This window comes from Pseudarthrobacter sp. PH31-O2 (assembly GCF_030063265.1).
Classification (GTDB): domain Bacteria; phylum Actinomycetota; class Actinomycetes; order Actinomycetales; family Micrococcaceae; genus Arthrobacter.
This window is the reverse complement of record NZ_JASIST010000001.1, coordinates 280,497-297,514: the sequence shown is the minus strand read 5'-3', so window position 1 is coordinate 297,514 and position 17,018 is coordinate 280,497. Positions and strand designations below refer to the sequence as shown.

11 protein-coding genes and 2 tRNA genes are annotated in these 17,018 nt (G+C 63.4%); 1 reads left to right on the top strand and 12 read right to left on the bottom strand.

The features are described 5' to 3' along the window. Window positions 1-111: 111 nt before the first annotated feature. The 10 genes from QMG72_RS01270 to QMG72_RS01225 form a co-directional block, all read right to left on the bottom strand. Complete coding sequence (locus QMG72_RS01270; protein WP_283479388.1) at window positions 112-3,615, bottom strand: glycosyltransferase; 3,504 nt, start codon at window positions 3,613-3,615, stop codon at window positions 112-114. Further along, window positions 3,612-4,325 (bottom strand): hypothetical protein, encoded by a 714-nt coding sequence (locus tag QMG72_RS01265; RefSeq protein ID WP_283479387.1) that lies wholly within the window; start codon window positions 4,323-4,325, stop codon window positions 3,612-3,614. The genes QMG72_RS01270 and QMG72_RS01265 overlap by 4 nt, the downstream gene beginning before the upstream one ends. Window positions 4,326-4,559: 234 nt before the next feature. Continuing rightward, window positions 4,560-6,173 carry a GTPase gene (locus tag QMG72_RS01260; protein ID WP_283479386.1) on the bottom strand — a complete coding sequence of 538 codons (1,614 nt, stop codon included), beginning with the start codon at window positions 6,171-6,173 and terminating at the stop codon, window positions 4,560-4,562. Beyond that, complete coding sequence (locus QMG72_RS01255; RefSeq protein ID WP_283479385.1) at window positions 6,170-7,915, bottom strand: dynamin family protein; 1,746 nt, start codon at window positions 7,913-7,915, stop codon at window positions 6,170-6,172. The genes QMG72_RS01260 and QMG72_RS01255 overlap by 4 nt, the downstream gene beginning before the upstream one ends. Before the next feature lie 96 nt (window positions 7,916-8,011). Further along, window positions 8,012-8,084, bottom strand: a tRNA-Glu gene (locus tag QMG72_RS01250). A 131-nt stretch (window positions 8,085-8,215) separates the two neighbouring features. Then, window positions 8,216-8,287 (bottom strand) — tRNA-Gln (locus tag QMG72_RS01245). Window positions 8,288-8,507: 220 nt separating this feature from the next. After that, window positions 8,508-10,694: a heparinase II/III domain-containing protein gene (locus QMG72_RS01240; RefSeq protein ID WP_283479384.1), complete on the bottom strand. Its 2,187-nt coding sequence runs from the start codon at window positions 10,692-10,694 to the stop codon at window positions 8,508-8,510. A 690-nt stretch (window positions 10,695-11,384) separates the two neighbouring features. Further along, window positions 11,385-12,131 (bottom strand): HAD family hydrolase, encoded by a 747-nt coding sequence (locus QMG72_RS01235; protein ID WP_283479383.1) that lies wholly within the window; start codon window positions 12,129-12,131, stop codon window positions 11,385-11,387. Window positions 12,132-12,133: 2 nt separating this feature from the next. Next, entirely contained in the window at window positions 12,134-13,666 is a 1,533-nt protein-coding gene (gene gltX / locus QMG72_RS01230) for a glutamate--tRNA ligase (protein ID WP_283479382.1), read from the bottom strand. 79 nt (window positions 13,667-13,745) lie between these two features. Continuing rightward, entirely contained in the window at window positions 13,746-14,348 is a 603-nt protein-coding gene (locus QMG72_RS01225) for a TetR/AcrR family transcriptional regulator (protein ID WP_283479381.1), read from the bottom strand. Window positions 14,349-14,432: 84 nt separating this feature from the next. On the opposite strand from QMG72_RS01225, the gene QMG72_RS01220 reads away from it, so the two are divergent. Beyond that, window positions 14,433-15,212 carry an SDR family NAD(P)-dependent oxidoreductase gene (locus QMG72_RS01220; protein ID WP_283479724.1) on the top strand — a complete coding sequence of 260 codons (780 nt, stop codon included), beginning with the start codon at window positions 14,433-14,435 and terminating at the stop codon, window positions 15,210-15,212. 22 nt (window positions 15,213-15,234) lie between these two features. Here the strand turns inward: QMG72_RS01220 and QMG72_RS01215 are convergent, their stop codons facing one another. Further along, the gene (locus QMG72_RS01215) at window positions 15,235-16,011 is read right to left on the bottom strand and encodes a fumarylacetoacetate hydrolase family protein (protein WP_226776212.1); all 777 of its coding nucleotides are present in this window, start codon (window positions 16,009-16,011) and stop codon (window positions 15,235-15,237) included. A gap of 126 nt (window positions 16,012-16,137) precedes the next feature. Beyond that, a complete protein-coding gene (locus QMG72_RS01210) occupies window positions 16,138-16,929 on the bottom strand; it encodes an MBL fold metallo-hydrolase (RefSeq protein WP_282360375.1) in 792 nt (263 codons plus the stop codon). Window positions 16,930-17,018 lie beyond the last annotated feature (89 nt).

Sequence of the window (17,018 nt, the reverse complement as noted above, 5' to 3'; positions counted from 1 at the left end):
CACAACCAGCCCCACTCTGTCTGGCAGCGAGCAGAGTGGAACTGGCGGCCTTGACACGTCCACCGCATTCCGCCACGCGAAAGCACCGGCCAGCCAGCCCTTGGCCAATTCTCAACGCATCATGGCCAACTCGGCCCCGATTGTCTGCGCGTAGGCACTTTGACGCCTCACGCGCCGTGCCGCGGCGGAGGACATATTCACAAAATCATTCGGGTTCCGAATGATCTGAGCAATCCCTGCCGCCATCCCTTCGGCATCTTCTCCGGGAGCAAGAATTCCGCAGGATGAATCAACAAATTCCGGAATTGCCGTGACAGCGGTGGTCACAGGGACCAGCCCCGAGGACATCGCCTCGTCTCTGGAAACGCCCTGTGAATCCATTCGCGTGGGAGTGATGAACAATCCATAGTCTTTGTGAATTGCGGAGATCTCGGACCGTGAAAGGAACCGCTGTTCAATCGTCACATTCTCGAGGTGGCGCAGTGGCTCTAGAGTCTGATCAAACAACACTCCATCACCAATAATCCTGATATCGAGTTTTTCGAAGAATTCTTCCCGGCTCAATATAAGTATCGATTCCACAGTTAGGTCATTTGCGTATTTCCGAGAGGCAAAGGGGCGAATACTTAACAGCTTGAATCGATGTTCGGGTGCTTTTTCGATATAGTCAAACAGTTCCGTGTCAATGTAATTGTGCACAATCGAGAAGCGGCTAGCTGGAAGCGCGATACCCACATCCTGCATAACCTCTTCGGCAAAATATTGAGAAACGAATACAAAATGCACGTTAGGGTGCACATCAACGAATACACTTCTCCACAGCGACATTCGAGCATCGCTAGCCGTTTTGGCCTCAGAACGTTCAGCTTCACTGGAGTAATTGAAGTCGCGTCTGTACCAGGGCTGGACCTCCGCTCCGTGGATCCAGATTGTTACGCGACCCGATCTGGAATAATCAGAGACAACCGGCCACATCTCTGCGTCTAAGAAATGAACGAGGACGTGGTCCACCGTCTGCCGGCCCAAGAATCGACGTAAGTCAGCAGCGCTGCCTACGTGCACATCGACACCCTCAAACTCGTACGAGTGCGGGGTAGCCCTGGGGTTTAGACAAAAGACCTCACAATGTACGCCAGCGTCTTCGTACCCCTTGACACGGCTATGAATGAATCCGTTGCGGTACAAGGCGGACGACGAGGGATAGACGTTGGTCAAGATTAACTTCTTGGGCCGAATGAGCTGCGGGGCAGTTTGCGCCGGCGCCTCTATTGCTTCCAGCGCAATACCTTGGAGGGTGCAAGTGCCGCTGCCCTGGGCGCGCAGGCCGAAGAGAACGCTGGAAGCATCTTCCGGTATTGCCACTTCGTGGTTTTTTCCCGGGTTAAGTACAACGTGATTCATGCGATTAGCGGAGCGGTCAAAGAAGACAAACACCACCGATAATTTGAGGCCCGCGGACGCCATCGGATGAATTGTCAGCATGCCCCCGTCGTCTTGAAGCATGTCAAGGGGGATCCGCTCCCCCGCATAGACATACGTATGCTTGGATGCCTGCAAATCAGATCGGATCTGGAGTCCATCCTTCTGGACCTCTATGCTCAGATGATCACTTCTGGATCTCCCGCTAAAAAGCATTGCCAGCCGGTCCCCAAGCAGGCCCTTAGTCGGCATCGCGTTTCCGCGCCCCGGAACAATCGCCTCCGCAGCGCATTGGATGGATTTCATCGACCTACCTACGTCGAAAGAGGAGCCGCTGTCAAAGACTGCTGCACCCGACGGAGACTCCCGCCGGTAATTGAACCTGTCGACGACTAGAATCTTGTCCCCGGCAATCACTGCGCTGTTGCAGTCTCTCAGCCAGACCATCAGGCTGATTTTGCCCAACGCCGCCGTCGTGCAAACGCTGGACCTGATGGGAGTTGACGTCTTCCAGATGTATTCGCACGTCCGGTCATGCGTGGCTTCGTTTAACTGTTCCGACTTGCCAACGACTTCGGCATCGCTATAGAGAAACGCCAGCGCCAGATCGGCGATGTAGTCGGGACCGTAGGCATCGTCGGCGCTAAGGAATGCGACTGCATCCTCGATCAACTCATACCCGAAAACCGACTCGGCGTCCGACTCCCGAAGGAACTCGACGCCGAGGCTGGCGCCGATCCCCCGGGTGTCCACGTCAGGGCCCACAACCAGCGTTGGACGCTTGTTCAGCCACGACTGGTTCTGAAACACTTCTAGGAGTTGCCTCATCGTCTCGTTGTCGTGAGCGTGCCCGACAATTCGTACCCATGGAAGCTGTCGTTGTACCGCGCCGCCCCAAATCTTCTCAGCCACATATTCCAGGCGGTTAGCGGTTGTGTGCTCCGACAACACTTTCCTGAGTGCCAGCAGCCGTTTGTACGCCGCCAGGACCGACGTCTTGGCAGTGTCAGCCGGGTCCAGTAGTAACCGCACTTGCCGCTGAATCTCGTTGGCATCATCGCTTGATACAACCAGATCTCCGAACATAAGACGAAGACCGCGCGAGTAATTGCTCACAACGTGAGTGTTTGAAACCATGAGATCAAGGGCTCGCCTTGCGTACATGGTTTGGGACTGCTTAACGGAATTCAGGTTAATCCCAAATTCAAAGCCCTTGTAGGACTTTTCAACCTCAGAAAAGGGAAGGTTGCCCTGAATGAGGGGACCGTATTTTTCAGGAAATACAAAGGCCGGATCGGTTCCCCCGAACCGTCTGTCGAATATTACAGTGTCCCCAATTTCGCTCGTCGCATCGATGATCGATTCGAAATTCTGCTGACGTTCGGGGTAACGGGCGTAGTAGGTTCCCGCAAAACTGAATCCAGGGAGCCTCGGAAGCGTCTGCAAGGGACTGTGCAGCTTAGGTTCACCAAAGAATGGGAGAACGAAAACATTACTATGGCCAAATCTACTCATATAATTTTGGACACTGTCAAAATCAGTCGTAAATACAAAATCAAAAATCGAGGCACTACTAACGAACGAATTGAAATGGACTGGATCTTCTTTGTTCCAGAACACTGTGGGAATGGAGCGATTTCTACACCAGGAAACAAGTTCGATCAATTCGGGAGACAGATGGTTAATCTTTCCTCGCCAGGCGCCTCCATTTCCTTCCCATGCGGATTCAACCAAGAGCAGATTCGGGCGAGCCGCCTCAATATCCGCCTGCCACTTCTCCACTGATAGCGGGAACAGGCTGCATGCCTTGGTGAAAGCGTGCGTTGTGAACTCGTCCATGATTGCGGCTACCCGGAGGCTGGAAACATCCTGGGTTTCCGGCATCCTCCAGGAGGTAGCAACTGACCTAACTTCACGCTTGAGATCCTCATTTGGGGGATTGTGGGCTAGATCGAGCCGATCACGAAGGACAGCCAGTGACCTTAGAAGCGCGTCTCTGTCGGCGCGGAGGGAAAGAAGAATTTCCTTCTGGTCTCTCGCAGTCTCCTCTAAGAGGACTTCGAGTTCTTCGAGTCGCGCCTCGAGGTCGGACCGATCCTGCTGGAGGTTGCGAATGTCCATTAGAAGGATCGAATTTCGTTCCGAGGCTGCGATCTCCGAGTATGCGTAATTGAGACCGTTTTCTTCCTGGCTCATTTTTTCGTTTCCCCAATGTTCTTTTTTGTTTCCAAGTAGATCATTCTAGGCAGGCGCCAGATAAGAGCAAACGCAGCCGACGGATTCTTCAGCGAAGATGTGATCAGTCTGCCGATTCTCATAGAGCTTGATTCCTGCAAGTTCGTGATTTTGGAACGTTCTTGGGCGATGACATCTAACGCCGTATCGAGGCGTCGGGCTTTGTCCCGTCCATAGGCTTCCTTCTTCACCATGGTCCTGCTGTAAGAGGCAACCTCGTTCTTGAGTCTCATCACGTCCCCTTCGAGTTTTCCCTCAGCTGCTTCCAGTTCGGCGATCCTCAACAGCAGGCTACTATTGAGACTGGAATATTCCTCTTGCCGGTGCTCAAAGGCAGCTTTTACTTCCAAGGAACGGGTCTCAAGATCCGCAACCATCCGCTGGAGGTGATCCCGCTCCGCACCGTGGATTTCGCGTCGAATGCGCGAGCGTTTCTCAACGTCGTCACGAAAACCGTCAAAGGTATCTTTGACCCGTGCGGTGTCGGACCGAACTCGCTCAAGCTCCTTGCGTGTCTTCAATTCCCTTCGCTTAGAGAGCTCGAGCTGCGCTAGTAGCGCCCGTTCAGCACCCCTTGGTCGCGGAGCGGAGTCCTCTGCGGCGCTTGGGCCGCCGTGCCCAGGGATATTTTTCCCTTGGTCAACTGAATCGAAGTCGATGTGGTTCTTCATATATTTTCTCTTTCAGCTTTGATCGCCGGTTACCACTAGAGCCGACTGCAGCGTCGCGGCCGGGACCCAGCCCAGTTCCAGAGGGAGCGTCCATTTCGCAAGGGGCCAATGACTCCATACAGGTTATCGGAATTCAGTGGCAATGCTGGCAGCGCCGCAATGATCCCAAGTAAGTGTGCAGCAGGTCATGGAGGGACACTGTCCAGGGGACGGACTATCTTTCTCGTACTCAATCTATCGAGCCGACTTGACAGCCTTGTTAAAAGACTCCAGCCGGCTAACCTCAAGTTCCACAGGCTCAACAACCAGATCCGCCGCCACGGCAGCGACGGCAGCTTCGAGTCGTTTCCGGGCCGCTGAGCCCCGCGCCCGTGCGGCAGCGCCGGCGATGAACTTCGCCAGGATGGCCAGGACAATCCCGAGCAGCGCCCCGCCGGCGATCATCACTGTCGGCACCGGCCAGCCCTGCACCAGCGGAACCGCCGGCACGGGAAGCTGCGAGTAGCCCAGCGCAGCGAGCACGCCGAGCCAGGCGAACCCGCCGAGCGCCATCAGCAATGCCAGCCACTGCAGGATGTTAAACGGCACCCACCACCAGGCCTTGCGTCCGGCCTTCAGCTCGGTGCCCGCGATGGCCTGGTCCAGCGCGTCCGGAAGCCGGTCCCGGCCCTCACGGGCAGCGCCGCGGATGACGGCCCGCCAGGGGCCGGGGGCGCCGTCGGATGCTGCATCGGCAAATTCGCGGACCGCGGCATCAGTGCGGGCCCGCTCCGGGGCGCCCGCCGGCGGCAGCGAGGTGCGGTTCACGTCCGGCCTGGCGCCCTCCCGGCGCAGGTTCAGCCGCCTGAGCGGATCGGGCCGGAACCTGACCAGCCAGCGGGTGACGGGCCAGCCCGTGCGGCGGGTCGACTCCAGCCGGTAGGACCGGACGACGGCGTCCACGACGACCGGGACGTTAGCGGCAACTGCCAGTTCCGCCGCCAGCCGGGACGTCGACGCAGCCTTGACCCCGGCCGCCCCGCCTTGCCCGGATGCTTCGGCAAGCACCGCTGCGGCCCGCGTAACGTCCGCGGCGAGGCGCTGCGACTGGGCCTGCCGCTGCGTGGCCACCTGCCGAATGGCGGCCCGGACTGCGTCCACACCCGTGCCCACGACGGCGGAGGCACCAATGACCTGCACCTTCCCCAGCCCGTCCCGCGCCAGGATGCCTTTGAGTGATTCCAGCACGGGGGCAATGTCCCGGTCCGGGAGCCGGTCGATCTGGTTGAGCACCACGAGGGTGACGGCGCCGTGGGAGGCCAAGGGGCTGAGGAAGTCGTTATGCACCGCGGCGTCCGCGTACTTTTGCGGATCGAGCACCCAAACGAGGACGTCGACGAGTCCCACCATCCGCTCCACGATCTGACGGTTGGCAGCGCGGGTGGAGTCGAAGTCCGGAAGGTCCAGCAGGATCAGGCCCGTGCCCTCGTCGGCGAAACCGGGGACCGGGCTGGCGTGGTGCCGATTCCGGACCTCCAGCCAGTCCAAGAGCTCTTCGCTGCCCTCGGCTCCCCAGATGCCGGCGAGCGGTTCGGAGGTCGTAGGCCGCCGGGCGGCTGCCGTCGCAATTTCCTCCCCGCTGACAGCGTTGAAAAGGGAGGACTTACCGCTGCCCGTCGTTCCGAAGAATCCGACCACTGTGTGCTCCGCAGAAAGGGAGCGCCGTGAGCTCGCCCGCTCCAGCACCTGCAGCACACTGTCCAGGACCTCCTCGGGGAGCGCCCCGGCTGCCAGTTCGCGCGCTTCGTTCAATGCCATAAGCCTGCGGTCCAGCCGGGTGGCCTCGGCGGCCGCGCCGTGGCGGCTCATGCGGAGGCCGCCAGCCGGCGGAGCGCCGCGGCCTGGCCCGCGAGCACCGCGGGATCGATTCCGCCGGAGAGGTCAAGCCGGTCGAGGAATCGCTGCTGTTCGTCCCGGAGCAGGACCTGGCAGCGTGCGTGGAGGTCCTCCCGGGCCGTCTTGGCCAGCCGGCGGACGGCGTCTTCGCCAAACACCGCTTCGAGCAGCCGCTGCCCGGCTATGGCGGTACCGCCTGCGACGCCGACCTCCAGCCCGGTCAGCCCTGCAGTCATGGAGAACACCACAATCATGAGGGCGGCGCCGAGCCCGTTGATGCCAAAGGACAACCAGCGGGCCTGCGTGCGTTTGCCTTGGCCCTCGGTCCGGATCAGTTCCATAAGGCTCCCCTGCCAGGCCCGGATTTCGGCAGCAGCCTTTTCGGCGAAGCCGTCCGAGGTGCCGGAGAGGTCATCGCTGCCCAGCAGCTGGCGGCCGGCAGGATCGGAGCGCCAGCGCCCGTCCGCGTCATCGCCGGCGTTGGCGGCCTCATCGATAATAACGGCCTGTAAGCCGGTCTCGATCGCCGTCTCCACTCGAACTGCCGGTGCCGGTTCGCCCCGGAAGAACGCGGCGGCCCGGTCACGGAACCGGCCAATGTTCTGCTCCATCGCCCGGAAAAACTCGCCGGTGCCGACAAAGTCCTGCCAGCGGGCCAGGACCTCGCCGCGCAGCAGGGCGCCGTCACGGGTGGCCTCCAGGACCTTGGCCGCGGCGTCCCGGTAGGCGTCACGGGCGTCACCTGCCAGGACGTCAGCGGCATGTTCCTGATCTTCGGCTGCCTGCGCCGCCGCCTCGACGCGGTCCGCCAGGGCCTTGACAGTCCCGTTGAGGGTCCGCCGGGCGATGCCGGCGCGCCCGGCGGCGTCCGCGGCGATTTCCTGCAGCCAGCGCCGCAATGGCTCGACGGCGGCGGCCGGAAGCATCCCCATCCCGTCCAGTTCCGCTTCGGGTACAACGAAGAGGCGGGCCCCGCCGAGGCCTTCCCGGCTGAGCATGGACTGCAGGTCCGCGCTGACCTCGGCTTCGGCGGCGGCCGGGACCCGGTCCAGGACCACGGCCACCATAATGTCCCGCGAGGCCGCGTCCAGCAGCAGGCGCCACGGGACGGCGTCGGCATAGCGGTTGGCGGTGGTGACAAAGACCCACAGGTCGGCGGCCGCCAGCAACTGGCCGGCCAGCTTGCGGTTGTCAGCGGAAATCGAGTCGACGTCGGGCGCGTCCAGCAGCGCGATTCCCTGCGGCACCGCCGTGTCGGCGAGCAGGACGAGGGAGCTGACCGTTGCGGCGTCCGGGGTGGGACCGGCCTGACTGGCGGGCAGCGGCGCAGGGTTGAGCGTGCCGCGGATCCGGCTCAGGCTCGGCAGCACCCGCTGGTCCTCGAACCAGCGCCCGTCCGCGGGGTGGTGCAGCAGGATGGGCTGGCGGGTGGTGGGCCGGATGGCGCCGGCGCGGGTGACGGCATGGCCCACGAGCCCGTTGACGAGTGTCGATTTCCCGGCACCGGTAGACCCGCCGACGACGGCGAGGAGCGGCGCGTCCAGGCTGCGGTAGCGCGGCAGAATGTAGTCCTCGAGCTGGGCGAGGGCGTTGCGGATGTCACGCCGGGCGTCATCGGCGCCGGGCAGGGCCAGCGGCAGCTCCGTCGCGGCCAGGCCGCGACGGACGGCTTCCAGAAGTTCAATGGCCGGGCCGGAGGTATTGTCGGAGCTCACGGTTTCATCATGCCAGTTCAGGCGCGTCCCGATGGATGCTGGGGCCCCGGACAACGAAAAACGGCCCCGGGCTATTGCCCGGGACCGTTCTATCTGTGACCCCAGCGGGATTCGAACCCGCGTTACCGCCGTGAGAGGGCAGCGTACTAGGCCGCTATACGATGGGGCCGCGTACTCTCCAGAACGGCATTGCTGCCATTCGCGCTAAGCAATTATTTCATACACTCAGCAAGTGTTTCAAACCGGCCGTACCGGTTCAAAACCCCTGATAATCCGCGGATTTCCGAGGATTTTTCAGAGCTGGGATACCAGGACTCGAACCTAGAATGACGGTACCAGAAACCGTAGTGTTGCCAATTACACCATATCCCAATGGAACTTTCGGGCCGGATCCTTGGGTCAAAACCCGCGCTCCCGGCGCCTCAGCACGAGTAATTACTTTACCCGAGACTTTCCGTCTGTACAAATCGAGTCGCTTCAACGTCCGCAGCCTCGCGCCGCCACCACCACGGATGCCCGCGGCCGTTGCGTTCCTCGTGCTGCGGAACCACCAAACTGTGCCGCAGGTGTTTAAGCGGCGAGGGACAGGCAACTAGTACGCCGTCGCCGTGAGGTCCAGGGATCTGACTTGCGGCATGGCCAGTTTCAGAACGGTGAGGGCCTGACCGTCTGCAGAGGTTCCCGGCGCCGGCTCTGCGGTGAGGGCGGCCCCGGCCGGGACACCTGAGAAGGCGATGGTAACTACTTGTCCGTCACGTCGGAGCGCGGCCCGATTGGTGCCGATGCTGACTGTGGCGTCCGTGACCCACTGCCACAACATGTCTTTGGCGACGTTCGAGCGGACCACGTCGTTTACGACCATGCTGGTGCTTCCATGCGTCACCGTGCGGGTCGCAGTGGACGTTCCAGGAAGCGCCTGGCGCAGGTCCACCGACGCCGAACTGGAGGTGATCCGGCGGACCGGGGCCACCGCAGTGGTGAGCTGATTCACACCAGGAAAAGACAGGGTGGAGTGAGCCGAGGTGCCGGGATTCCAATAGGTGAAACGCTCCGCCGCGGAATAGTATCCGGGGGCGCCTGCGGGTGCAGGACCTGGATCAACGGACCATTGGATTCCTCGGCGGTAAAAGGAGATGCTGCCCAGATCCATATGAGCGTGCGGGAGTACGTTGGAGCCACCTTTAAGTGTTGCTGTTCCAAGCGGTATTTGAAGCGCAGCCAGACCGGTCTGCGCATACACCGTGGTTGTTTTGGCCGGGAGCGTCCCCGGAGGGATCCGCCACCACATTAAGTAGGCATCCGGTTTCTGCGCGAAGCGACCGGCGACCCACGCCGCGACCGACGCATCGCCGCGAACACGAGCGTCCCAGGCCGGCATCAAAGCACTGAGCTCATTGGGCAGCGCGTCAGCAAAAGGTGTCGGCTTGCCGTCGGGCCCGGTGCTGTTCATGGCATAGTTCGAGACCTTCTCAAGTGAGGGCATCGACACTGGGAGACTGGCATAGGCATTGGGTAGCGTCGAATAGAGGACCGCGATCGCCCGGCTCTGGTAGGTCCAATATCCCGGGCCCTCCTGGGTTCCGCCGTCCGCAGTGATCATCTGCAGCGCCGGCTGAATCGACTTCAACGATTCCTGCGCCATAGCCGCGGCCAGTTCCGGCCATGCCTTCAGGAACACCGCAGACGCGGTGAAGTTAGCGGCGTTGTGGATCGCCCCAAGGTTAGTTGGTCCCTTCACCCAGGCCTCCCGGTCCTCAAGAAGACACGTCTGCGGACCTAGCCACCTCACCAGCACGGTCTCGTCCAGGCCCGTCAGCTTGACCCAGTCGGCCGCGCTGGAGGCCGCCAGCAGCAGGTGCGATGAGGCCAGTGTGGTCATGCCTTCCGGGCCGGCCAGCAGAATGCGCTTCGTGTCCGCAGCCAGCACGTCACGGGCTTTCGTATCGTTCCCGGACAACCATCCGTACCCCAGGCGCGGAGTACGAAGCACATAGGCCGTCCGCAACTGCTCCAGGCTCAACTCAACGCTCGACTCGCTCACCGCGGCGCGAAGGAGTTGCCGATGGACGTATCCGGTTGCCGCGTCCGCGGCAGCCCCGGCAGCCGAGTCGAGCAAGATCTGCCGGTTCGTTGCGACACCCGGGCCATCGGCCGGAAGCATGGGCCTAAAGGCGGGCGCTGCCACCGGCAAGGCACAGCCTCCAGGAACGCCAACCAAACCCGACACCGCGGGGATGCTTCCATTCCCCTGCTCCAGCAGCGGCACGAACGCCGGCGATGCCAGTGCCGGGGCGGAGACAGCCTGACCCAACACCGCCAATTGCCTGGACACATCGGCCGACAACTGCGTGCTGAAAGCTCCTGTACGTGCCTTGCTCTGCTCATACGGCAGCCCGGCGATCCTGCCTGACACCAGGTCTGCAAGAGCATTCGTAGCAACGAGCTGCTGCTTTGCCCGCAAATCCTTCAGAGTAATGAGCTGCTGTCCGCCCTTCTTCACCGTCGCCGCCCGCAGCACTTCCGCCTTCATCTTCACGGCGACGGCAGTCATGGCCGTCTGCGTCGATGCCGCCGTCAACTCTCCCGCCACAACCTTGATCAGGTCCAACCCCGACGCGATGGCATCCTTGACAGCGAGCCCATTCGCGCGTGCCAGCAAAGCGACGTAGTCCCGGGACGCTACATAGTCCTGGGTCGCAGCGTACTGAGCTTGTCGCAACGATGCGCGCTGTTCACTCAGCGTCGCAGCGAACGCCGGAGGTGCGAGTAGCCCTGACATGGCAAGAGCCAGCACAGTGCCTGCCGCGAGGCCGAACTTTGGGCGTAGCCGTCCAAGCCGTCGGACCGAACGAATGGCGATTCGTGGTCCGCTGTCTGTGACACGACGCTCTTGCTGATGGCCTGATGACTGCTCGTACATCAATACCCCCCGGACTCTCAGTGCGGTTCAGGGTCACCAGACGGGCCGACCCAGGACAGAAAGGCACAAGTGTCGGGCACAATAGAGAACCACTCATTGAGCATCGATATGGGATCGGTAGCACGGTCAATAGCGGTCACTCGGTGATTGGGAAACGCAGCCAACAATTCCGGCTACGACGACACCTGCATTTACTGCATCCCTAGGAATATCGATCCTATGAAGAGCCGACCACTTTGGCACGAGTGGCAGGTACGTGGATAACTTCCACGAGGGCACGTATCTGCGGCTCAGGTACTCGGTTCCAGCTGGATCGGGTACTCACGCGGAGCCACACAAACGGCTACTCCAGAACTGACAGGGGGCAATTCTCACCCTGAGGGAGTATTTGCGTCCGATGTTCAGATCTGCGATTACATCCAGGGACCAGTTCTTCCCGATGAATGTTGATTTCCCTATAGACATTCGGGAGATTCTTATCAGAACGTGCCGCACGCAAAGTGCCTTCGATCGTCGGGCCGTCCGGCTCCCGCAATTAGCGGGAACCGGCTATTCCAGCAGCTCCAGCAAGGTCCCGATCTCGCGGCCGGCAAAGCCCGGGGCAGGCTCCCCGCCGCGATTCAGCCAGACGCCCAAGAGGCCGGCCGCCGTCGAACCGTCAGCGTCGAGGAGGCGGTTGTCCCCCACATACAGCGTCTCGCCGGCGCCGGAGCCGAGGCGCCGGACCCCCTCCAGGTAGATCGCCGGATCCGGCTTCGCCGCACCCACGGTGTCCGTCCCCACCAGCACGCTGATGCGCGCCAGGCCAGCGGCGTCCAGCTTGACCCGCTGGTAGTCGTGGACGTTATTGCTCACTGCCCCGTACGGAATCCCGGCGGCATCCAGCGCATCCAGGACCGGGGTGACGTCGTCGAAGGCGCGGATGTAGCCGTGCTGCCGGCTGGCGTAGGAACTGACCCAATGGTGGGCTTGCTCCCCCTCCGCCAGCTCCACGCCGAAATGTCCCAGCGCAGCCCGGCCCCGGAGCAGCCGCTGCTCGTTGAACGTCAGTTCCCCGGCCAGGTACCGGTCGTAAAAATGCGTGGTCTCGCGGGTGAAAATCCGCCCGAACTTCTCCCACCCGGCCTGGTCCAGTGCGGGCAGCAGATGTTCGCTGACGTCGCGAAGGGCTGCCGTCATGGCGAACTCGAGGTCAACGAGGGTGTCGTCGATGTCGAAGAGTACGCCGCGGATGCCGTCCAGGCCGGCGGCCAGGGCGGCTGTCCGGACGCCGGTGATTGCCTCAGGCGAGCCCATTATCAGCCGCGGAAAGCGCGCAGCCGGGCCAGGGACGAGTCCTTGCCCAGGATCACCATGGATTCGAACAAAGGCGGGGAGATCCGGCGGCCGGAGATGGCCGTGCGGACCGGACCGAAGGCCAGCCGCGGCTTAACCCCAAGTCCCTCCACCAGGGCTTCCTTGAGCGCAGCCTGAATGGTTTCCGCCGACCAGTCGGCCAGCGGTTCCAGGGCGGCCAGGGCGGCGTCGAGCACCTCGGTGAGGTTCTCCGGCAGTCCCTTGCGGGCGTCGTCGGCGACGTCGATGGCGTCGTCGTTCTTGAACAGGAAGGCGAGCATCTCGGGGGCCTCGCCCAGCAGCGAGATGCGCTCCTGGATCAGCGGGGCCGCCTCGGCGAGGATCTTCCCCTGGCGCGCGGTGAGCGTCTCGCCGACGAACCCGGCCGTGCGCAGGTACGGGACGAGCCGGGAGCGGAAGTCCTCGGCGTCGAGCATCCGGATGTGCGTGCCGTTGATGGCCTCGGCCTTTTTGATGTCAAAACGGGCCGGGTTGGCCAGGACGTCGTTGACGTCGAAGTGCTCGATCAGCTGCTCCACGGTGAAGATGTCCTCATCGGCGGAGAGGCTCCAGCCGAGCAGGGAAAGGTAGTTGAGCAGGCCCTCAGGGATAAAGCCGCGGTCCCGGAGCAGGAACAGGTTGGACTGCGGATCACGCTTGGAGAGCTTCTTGTTGCCCTCGCCCATCACGTAGGGCAGGTGGCCGAAGACCGGCAGGTAGCTGGCGACGCCGATGTCCATCAGCGCGCGGATCAGCACCACCTGGCGGGGTGTGGACGAAAGCAGGTCCTCGCCGCGGAGCACGTGGGTGATGCCCATCAGCGCGTCGTCGACAGGGTTGACCAGGGTGTACAGCGGTGAGCCGTCGGCGCGGACGATCACGTAGTCCGGGATGCTGCCGGCCTTGAAGGTGATCTCGCCGCGGACCATGTCGGTGAAGGTGACGTCCTCGTCCGGCATCCGGACGCGGAGCACGGGCTGGCGGCCCGCAGCCTTGAACGCGGCCAGCTGCTCCGCGGAGAGTTCGCGGTCGAAGTTGTCGTAGCCAAGCTTGGGGTCGCGGCCGGCGGCGCGGTGGCGGGCCTCGACTTCGTCCGGTGAGGAGTAGCACTCATAGGCGTAGCCGGCCTCGACGAGCTTGGCAACGACGTCCTTGTACAGCTCAAGTCGCTGGGACTGGCGGTACGGCTCGTGCGGTCCGCCGACTTCCACGCCCTCCTCCCAGGTGATGCCGAGCCATTTGAGGGCCTCAAGCAGCTGCTGGTAGCTCTCCTCCGAGTCGCGCGCCGCGTCCGTGTCCTCGATGCGGAACACGAAGGTGCCCTTGGTGTGCCGGGCGTGGGCCCAGTTGAAGAGGGCGGTGCGGATCAGGCCCACGTGCGGGGTGCCGGTGGGCGACGGGCAGAACCGGACACGGACCGGAGTGTCTGCGGTGACTTCGCTGGTCACGCTGGGGGCGGAGCTGGAGACGGCGTCAGGCGCGGAGGGAGTAATCATAGTGTTATCAACATTACTGGTTGAGATTGGCTCGGGACCAACCCAACGCTGGTGCTGCCGGCTCCACCGGGTGTGATTCTTAGGCAGGCAAGCGCAGCACGTCCAGGGCGGAGAGCAGATACGGGACGGGATCGGGGTCAGTTCCTGCCGCCCACTGCATCCACGCTTCAAAGGTCGCACCAAGGTAGGCGGCGCTCAGATAGTTCGCCGTGTCCGCGCGGACGCCGCGGGCGACGAGGTAGAGCCGTGCCCGCTCGCGTTGGGGTTTCAGGCAGTCATAGCTCCGGCTTGCCAGTTCGGTGTGCTCGGCGATCAGGCGCAGGCGCCCGCGCGAGACGGAGAGATCCGGAATCACCGCCACCCCGGCGACCGCGGCCGCCCGCAGCCCGGCCAGGATGTCGCCGTCGGACGGGGACAGTGCCCCGGCCTGTTCCAGTACCCGTCCCGACGCCTCGACTACCGGTTCCATTCCGCCCCAAATGAGATCGGCCTTGGAGGAAAAGTACCGGTACAGGCTCTTCCGGCCCACTCCCGCCTCGCGGGCGATGTCCTCCATGGAAGTGCGCTCATAGCCCCGCCCGGCGAACAGCCGCAGGGCGATCGCCGCGACAGCCTCCGGGTCGATCCGCACGGGACGCCCGCTGGAACGCGGCACGGCAGGCTGCGTTTTTTCCCCGGACATCACACCAGTATTCACCCTTTTATAATGACACAGCGTGTCATGAAGTGGGTGGTATTGCGATCCATCGACGTCCGGGAGGACAGCATGAGCAACGACGCATCATGGCAGGAAACCATCACGACAGGCCGCTTCGAGGGCAAGACGGTGATCGTTACCGGGGCAGGATCCGGGATCGGCCAGGCTACCGCCCTGCGCATCGGCAGGGAGGGCGGCAGGGTTGTCGCGGCGGATATCAGCACCGAGCGCCTGGATGCCCTGGTGGCCGGGAACCCGGGCCTGGACCTGGTCCCGGTGGCCGGTGACATCTCGACGAACGAAGCCGTGGCCGCCGTCGTCGCTGCCGCGGGCGGCCGGGTGGATGCCCTGGCCAACGTCGCGGGCATCATGGACAACTTCGCCCCGATCCACGAGGTGGACGACGTCATCTGGGAGCGCGTCTTCCGGATCAACGTCACCGCCACCATGCGCCTGACCCGGGCCGTACTGCCCATGATGCTGGAAGCAGGCTCCGGATCCGTGGTCAACGTCGCCTCCGAGGCCGGCCTGCGCGGCTCCGCCGCCGGAGCCGCCTACACCGCGTCCAAACACGCCGTTATTGGCCCGACGAAGAACTCCGCCGTGATGTACGGGCCAAAGGGACTGCGCTTCAACACCGTCGCGCCCGGCGCCACCCTCACCAACATAGAAGCCATCTGGGGTTCCCAGCTGGCCGCCGAGCGCCTCGGGCCGCTGATGGGTGCGAACATTCCCGCGCCCGCCACCGCAGCCCAGCTGGCCGCGTCCATCACCTTCCTGCTGAGCGAGGACGGTACCAACCTCAACGGCGCCGTCCTGGCCTCCGACGGCGGCTGGTCCGCCGTCTAGGAGCGCGGCGTTTCAGCTCCGGCTAGCGGCGGACCACCGGGTTGGAGAGGCGGCCGATGCCCTCGATTTCGACCTCGAAGCGGTCGCCTGCCTCCACGAGCCCGACGCCTGCAGGGGTGCCGGTCATAATAACGTCGCCCGGCAGCAGGGTGAAGGCCTGCGAGACGATGGAGACGAGCTCGCGGACGCCGCGGATCATCTGGCTGGTGCTGCCGTCCTGGCGCAATTCACCGTTCAGGCGGCCCTGGATCTGCAGGTCCTCGGTGTTCAGCTCGGTCTCGATCCACGGCCCCAGCGGTGCGGAAGTGTCGAAGCCCTTGGCCCGGGCCCACTGCAGGTCCGTCTTTTGGACGTCGCGGGCGGTGAGGTCGTTGCCGCAGGTGTAGCCGAAGATCACGTCGTCGACGCGTTCCTCCGGGACGTCCTTGCAGATCCGGCCGATCACAACGCAGAGCTCGGCCTCAAAGGAGACTTCCTCGGAGAACTCCGGCAGCACGATCGGGTCATTGGGCCCGACGACGGATGTGTTGGGCTTCAGGAAGAGCAGCGGCTGCTCAGGGACCTCGTTGCCAAGTTCCTTGGCGTGCTCGGCGTAGTTGCGGCCGACGCCGATGACCTTGCTGCGCGGGATGATCGGGGCCAGGAGGCGCACATCCTCCAGTTTGTGCCGGACGGCGGTTCGTTCCACGCCGTTGAAGAACGGGTCGCCGTTAATAACAGTGACTTCCTCACTGCCGGGCTCACCTTCAACAATGCCGTAGAGGGGATCAGAATCGACTACAAACCGGGCGATACGCATGGCTCCAAGCGTACCGTCTCCGGCAGGCCGGGTCGCGCGCCCTTCGTCACGATGCCGCACGTGCCATCACCCAACTGACTCGCAGCAGGGGTCGTTTTGAGGGCTGAAAACGACCTTAGCTGCGAGCTAGTTGGGTGAGCTGCGCAGGTAGTGGAGTTGGGCCGCCACGGAGAGTTCCGCGGCGGACCGCACGGCGGGATCGACGTCGGCGTACACGGCGTCTGCCACCTCGCCCACGCCGGCGTGCGGGCCCAGGTTCTCGAGGGCCGAACGGATTTGCCCGAGACGGTCTTCGCGGTGGTCCCGGTAGGCGCGGACGATCGTGTCCAGGGCAGGCAGCGTGGGTCCGTGGGCCGGCAGGACGGTCGCCGGGCCCAGGCGTTCGAGCCGGTCCAGTGACGCCAGGTAGTCCCCCAAGGTGCCGTCAGGGTAGTCCAGGACCGTGGTTCCGAGGCCCAGGATCGTGTCGCCGGTGAGGACCGAGCCCCGGGCGCCGTCGTGCGGCAAATGGAAACAGACCGAGTCCGAGGTGTGGCCCGGCGTCGCCAGCACCCTGACCTCCGCCCCGGCGGCGTGGATAACTTCGCCGTCGACCAGCGGGCTTGCACCGTGGCAGTGGGCCGGATCCATGGCACGCACCGGGGCTCCGGTCAGTTCCGCGAACCGGCCGGCGGCTGCCGTGTGGTCCGCGTGCCGGTGCGTAATCAGGATAAGTTCGACGGCGCCGGCCCGGGCCAGGTCCTGCAGGTGCGGCTCGTCCAGCGGGCCGGGGTCCACCACCACAGTGCCGGCCGCTCCGGGGCCGGCGATCACGTAGGAGTTGGTCCCGTGCAGGCTCATCGGCCCCGGGTTGGGGGCCAGCCTGAAGCGGGTCAGCTCTGAGCTGCGCACGATGGCGCGCGGGTTGTCCGGGATCACCGCACCATCTTGCCACCGAACCGTGCCGCTTACGAGTCCCCGCCAGGGGCGCAGCCGTGCCTGCCCGTGAACGCCGACGGCGGCCCGCA

Excerpts from the sequence above, each read along its gene's own strand:
- QMG72_RS01270 (WP_283479388.1), bottom strand. The coding sequence starts at position 3,615 with ATGAGCCAGGAAGAAAACGGTCTCAATTACGCATACTCGGAGATCGCA.
- QMG72_RS01225 (WP_283479381.1), bottom strand. The coding sequence starts at position 14,348 with ATGTCCGGGGAAAAAACGCAGCCTGCCGTGCCGCGTTCCAGCGGGCGT.
- QMG72_RS01235 (WP_283479383.1), bottom strand. The coding sequence starts at position 12,131 with ATGGGCTCGCCTGAGGCAATCACCGGCGTCCGGACAGCCGCCCTGGCC.
- QMG72_RS01215 (WP_226776212.1), bottom strand. The coding sequence starts at position 16,011 with ATGCGTATCGCCCGGTTTGTAGTCGATTCTGATCCCCTCTACGGCATT.
- QMG72_RS01220 (WP_283479724.1), top strand. The coding sequence starts at position 14,433 with ATGAGCAACGACGCATCATGGCAGGAAACCATCACGACAGGCCGCTTC.
- gltX (WP_283479382.1), bottom strand. The coding sequence starts at position 13,666 with ATGATTACTCCCTCCGCGCCTGACGCCGTCTCCAGCTCCGCCCCCAGC.
- QMG72_RS01240 (WP_283479384.1), bottom strand. The coding sequence starts at position 10,694 with ATGTCAGGGCTACTCGCACCTCCGGCGTTCGCTGCGACGCTGAGTGAA.
- QMG72_RS01260 (WP_283479386.1), bottom strand. The coding sequence starts at position 6,173 with ATGAGCCGCCACGGCGCGGCCGCCGAGGCCACCCGGCTGGACCGCAGG.
- QMG72_RS01265 (WP_283479387.1), bottom strand. The coding sequence starts at position 4,325 with ATGAAGAACCACATCGACTTCGATTCAGTTGACCAAGGGAAAAATATC.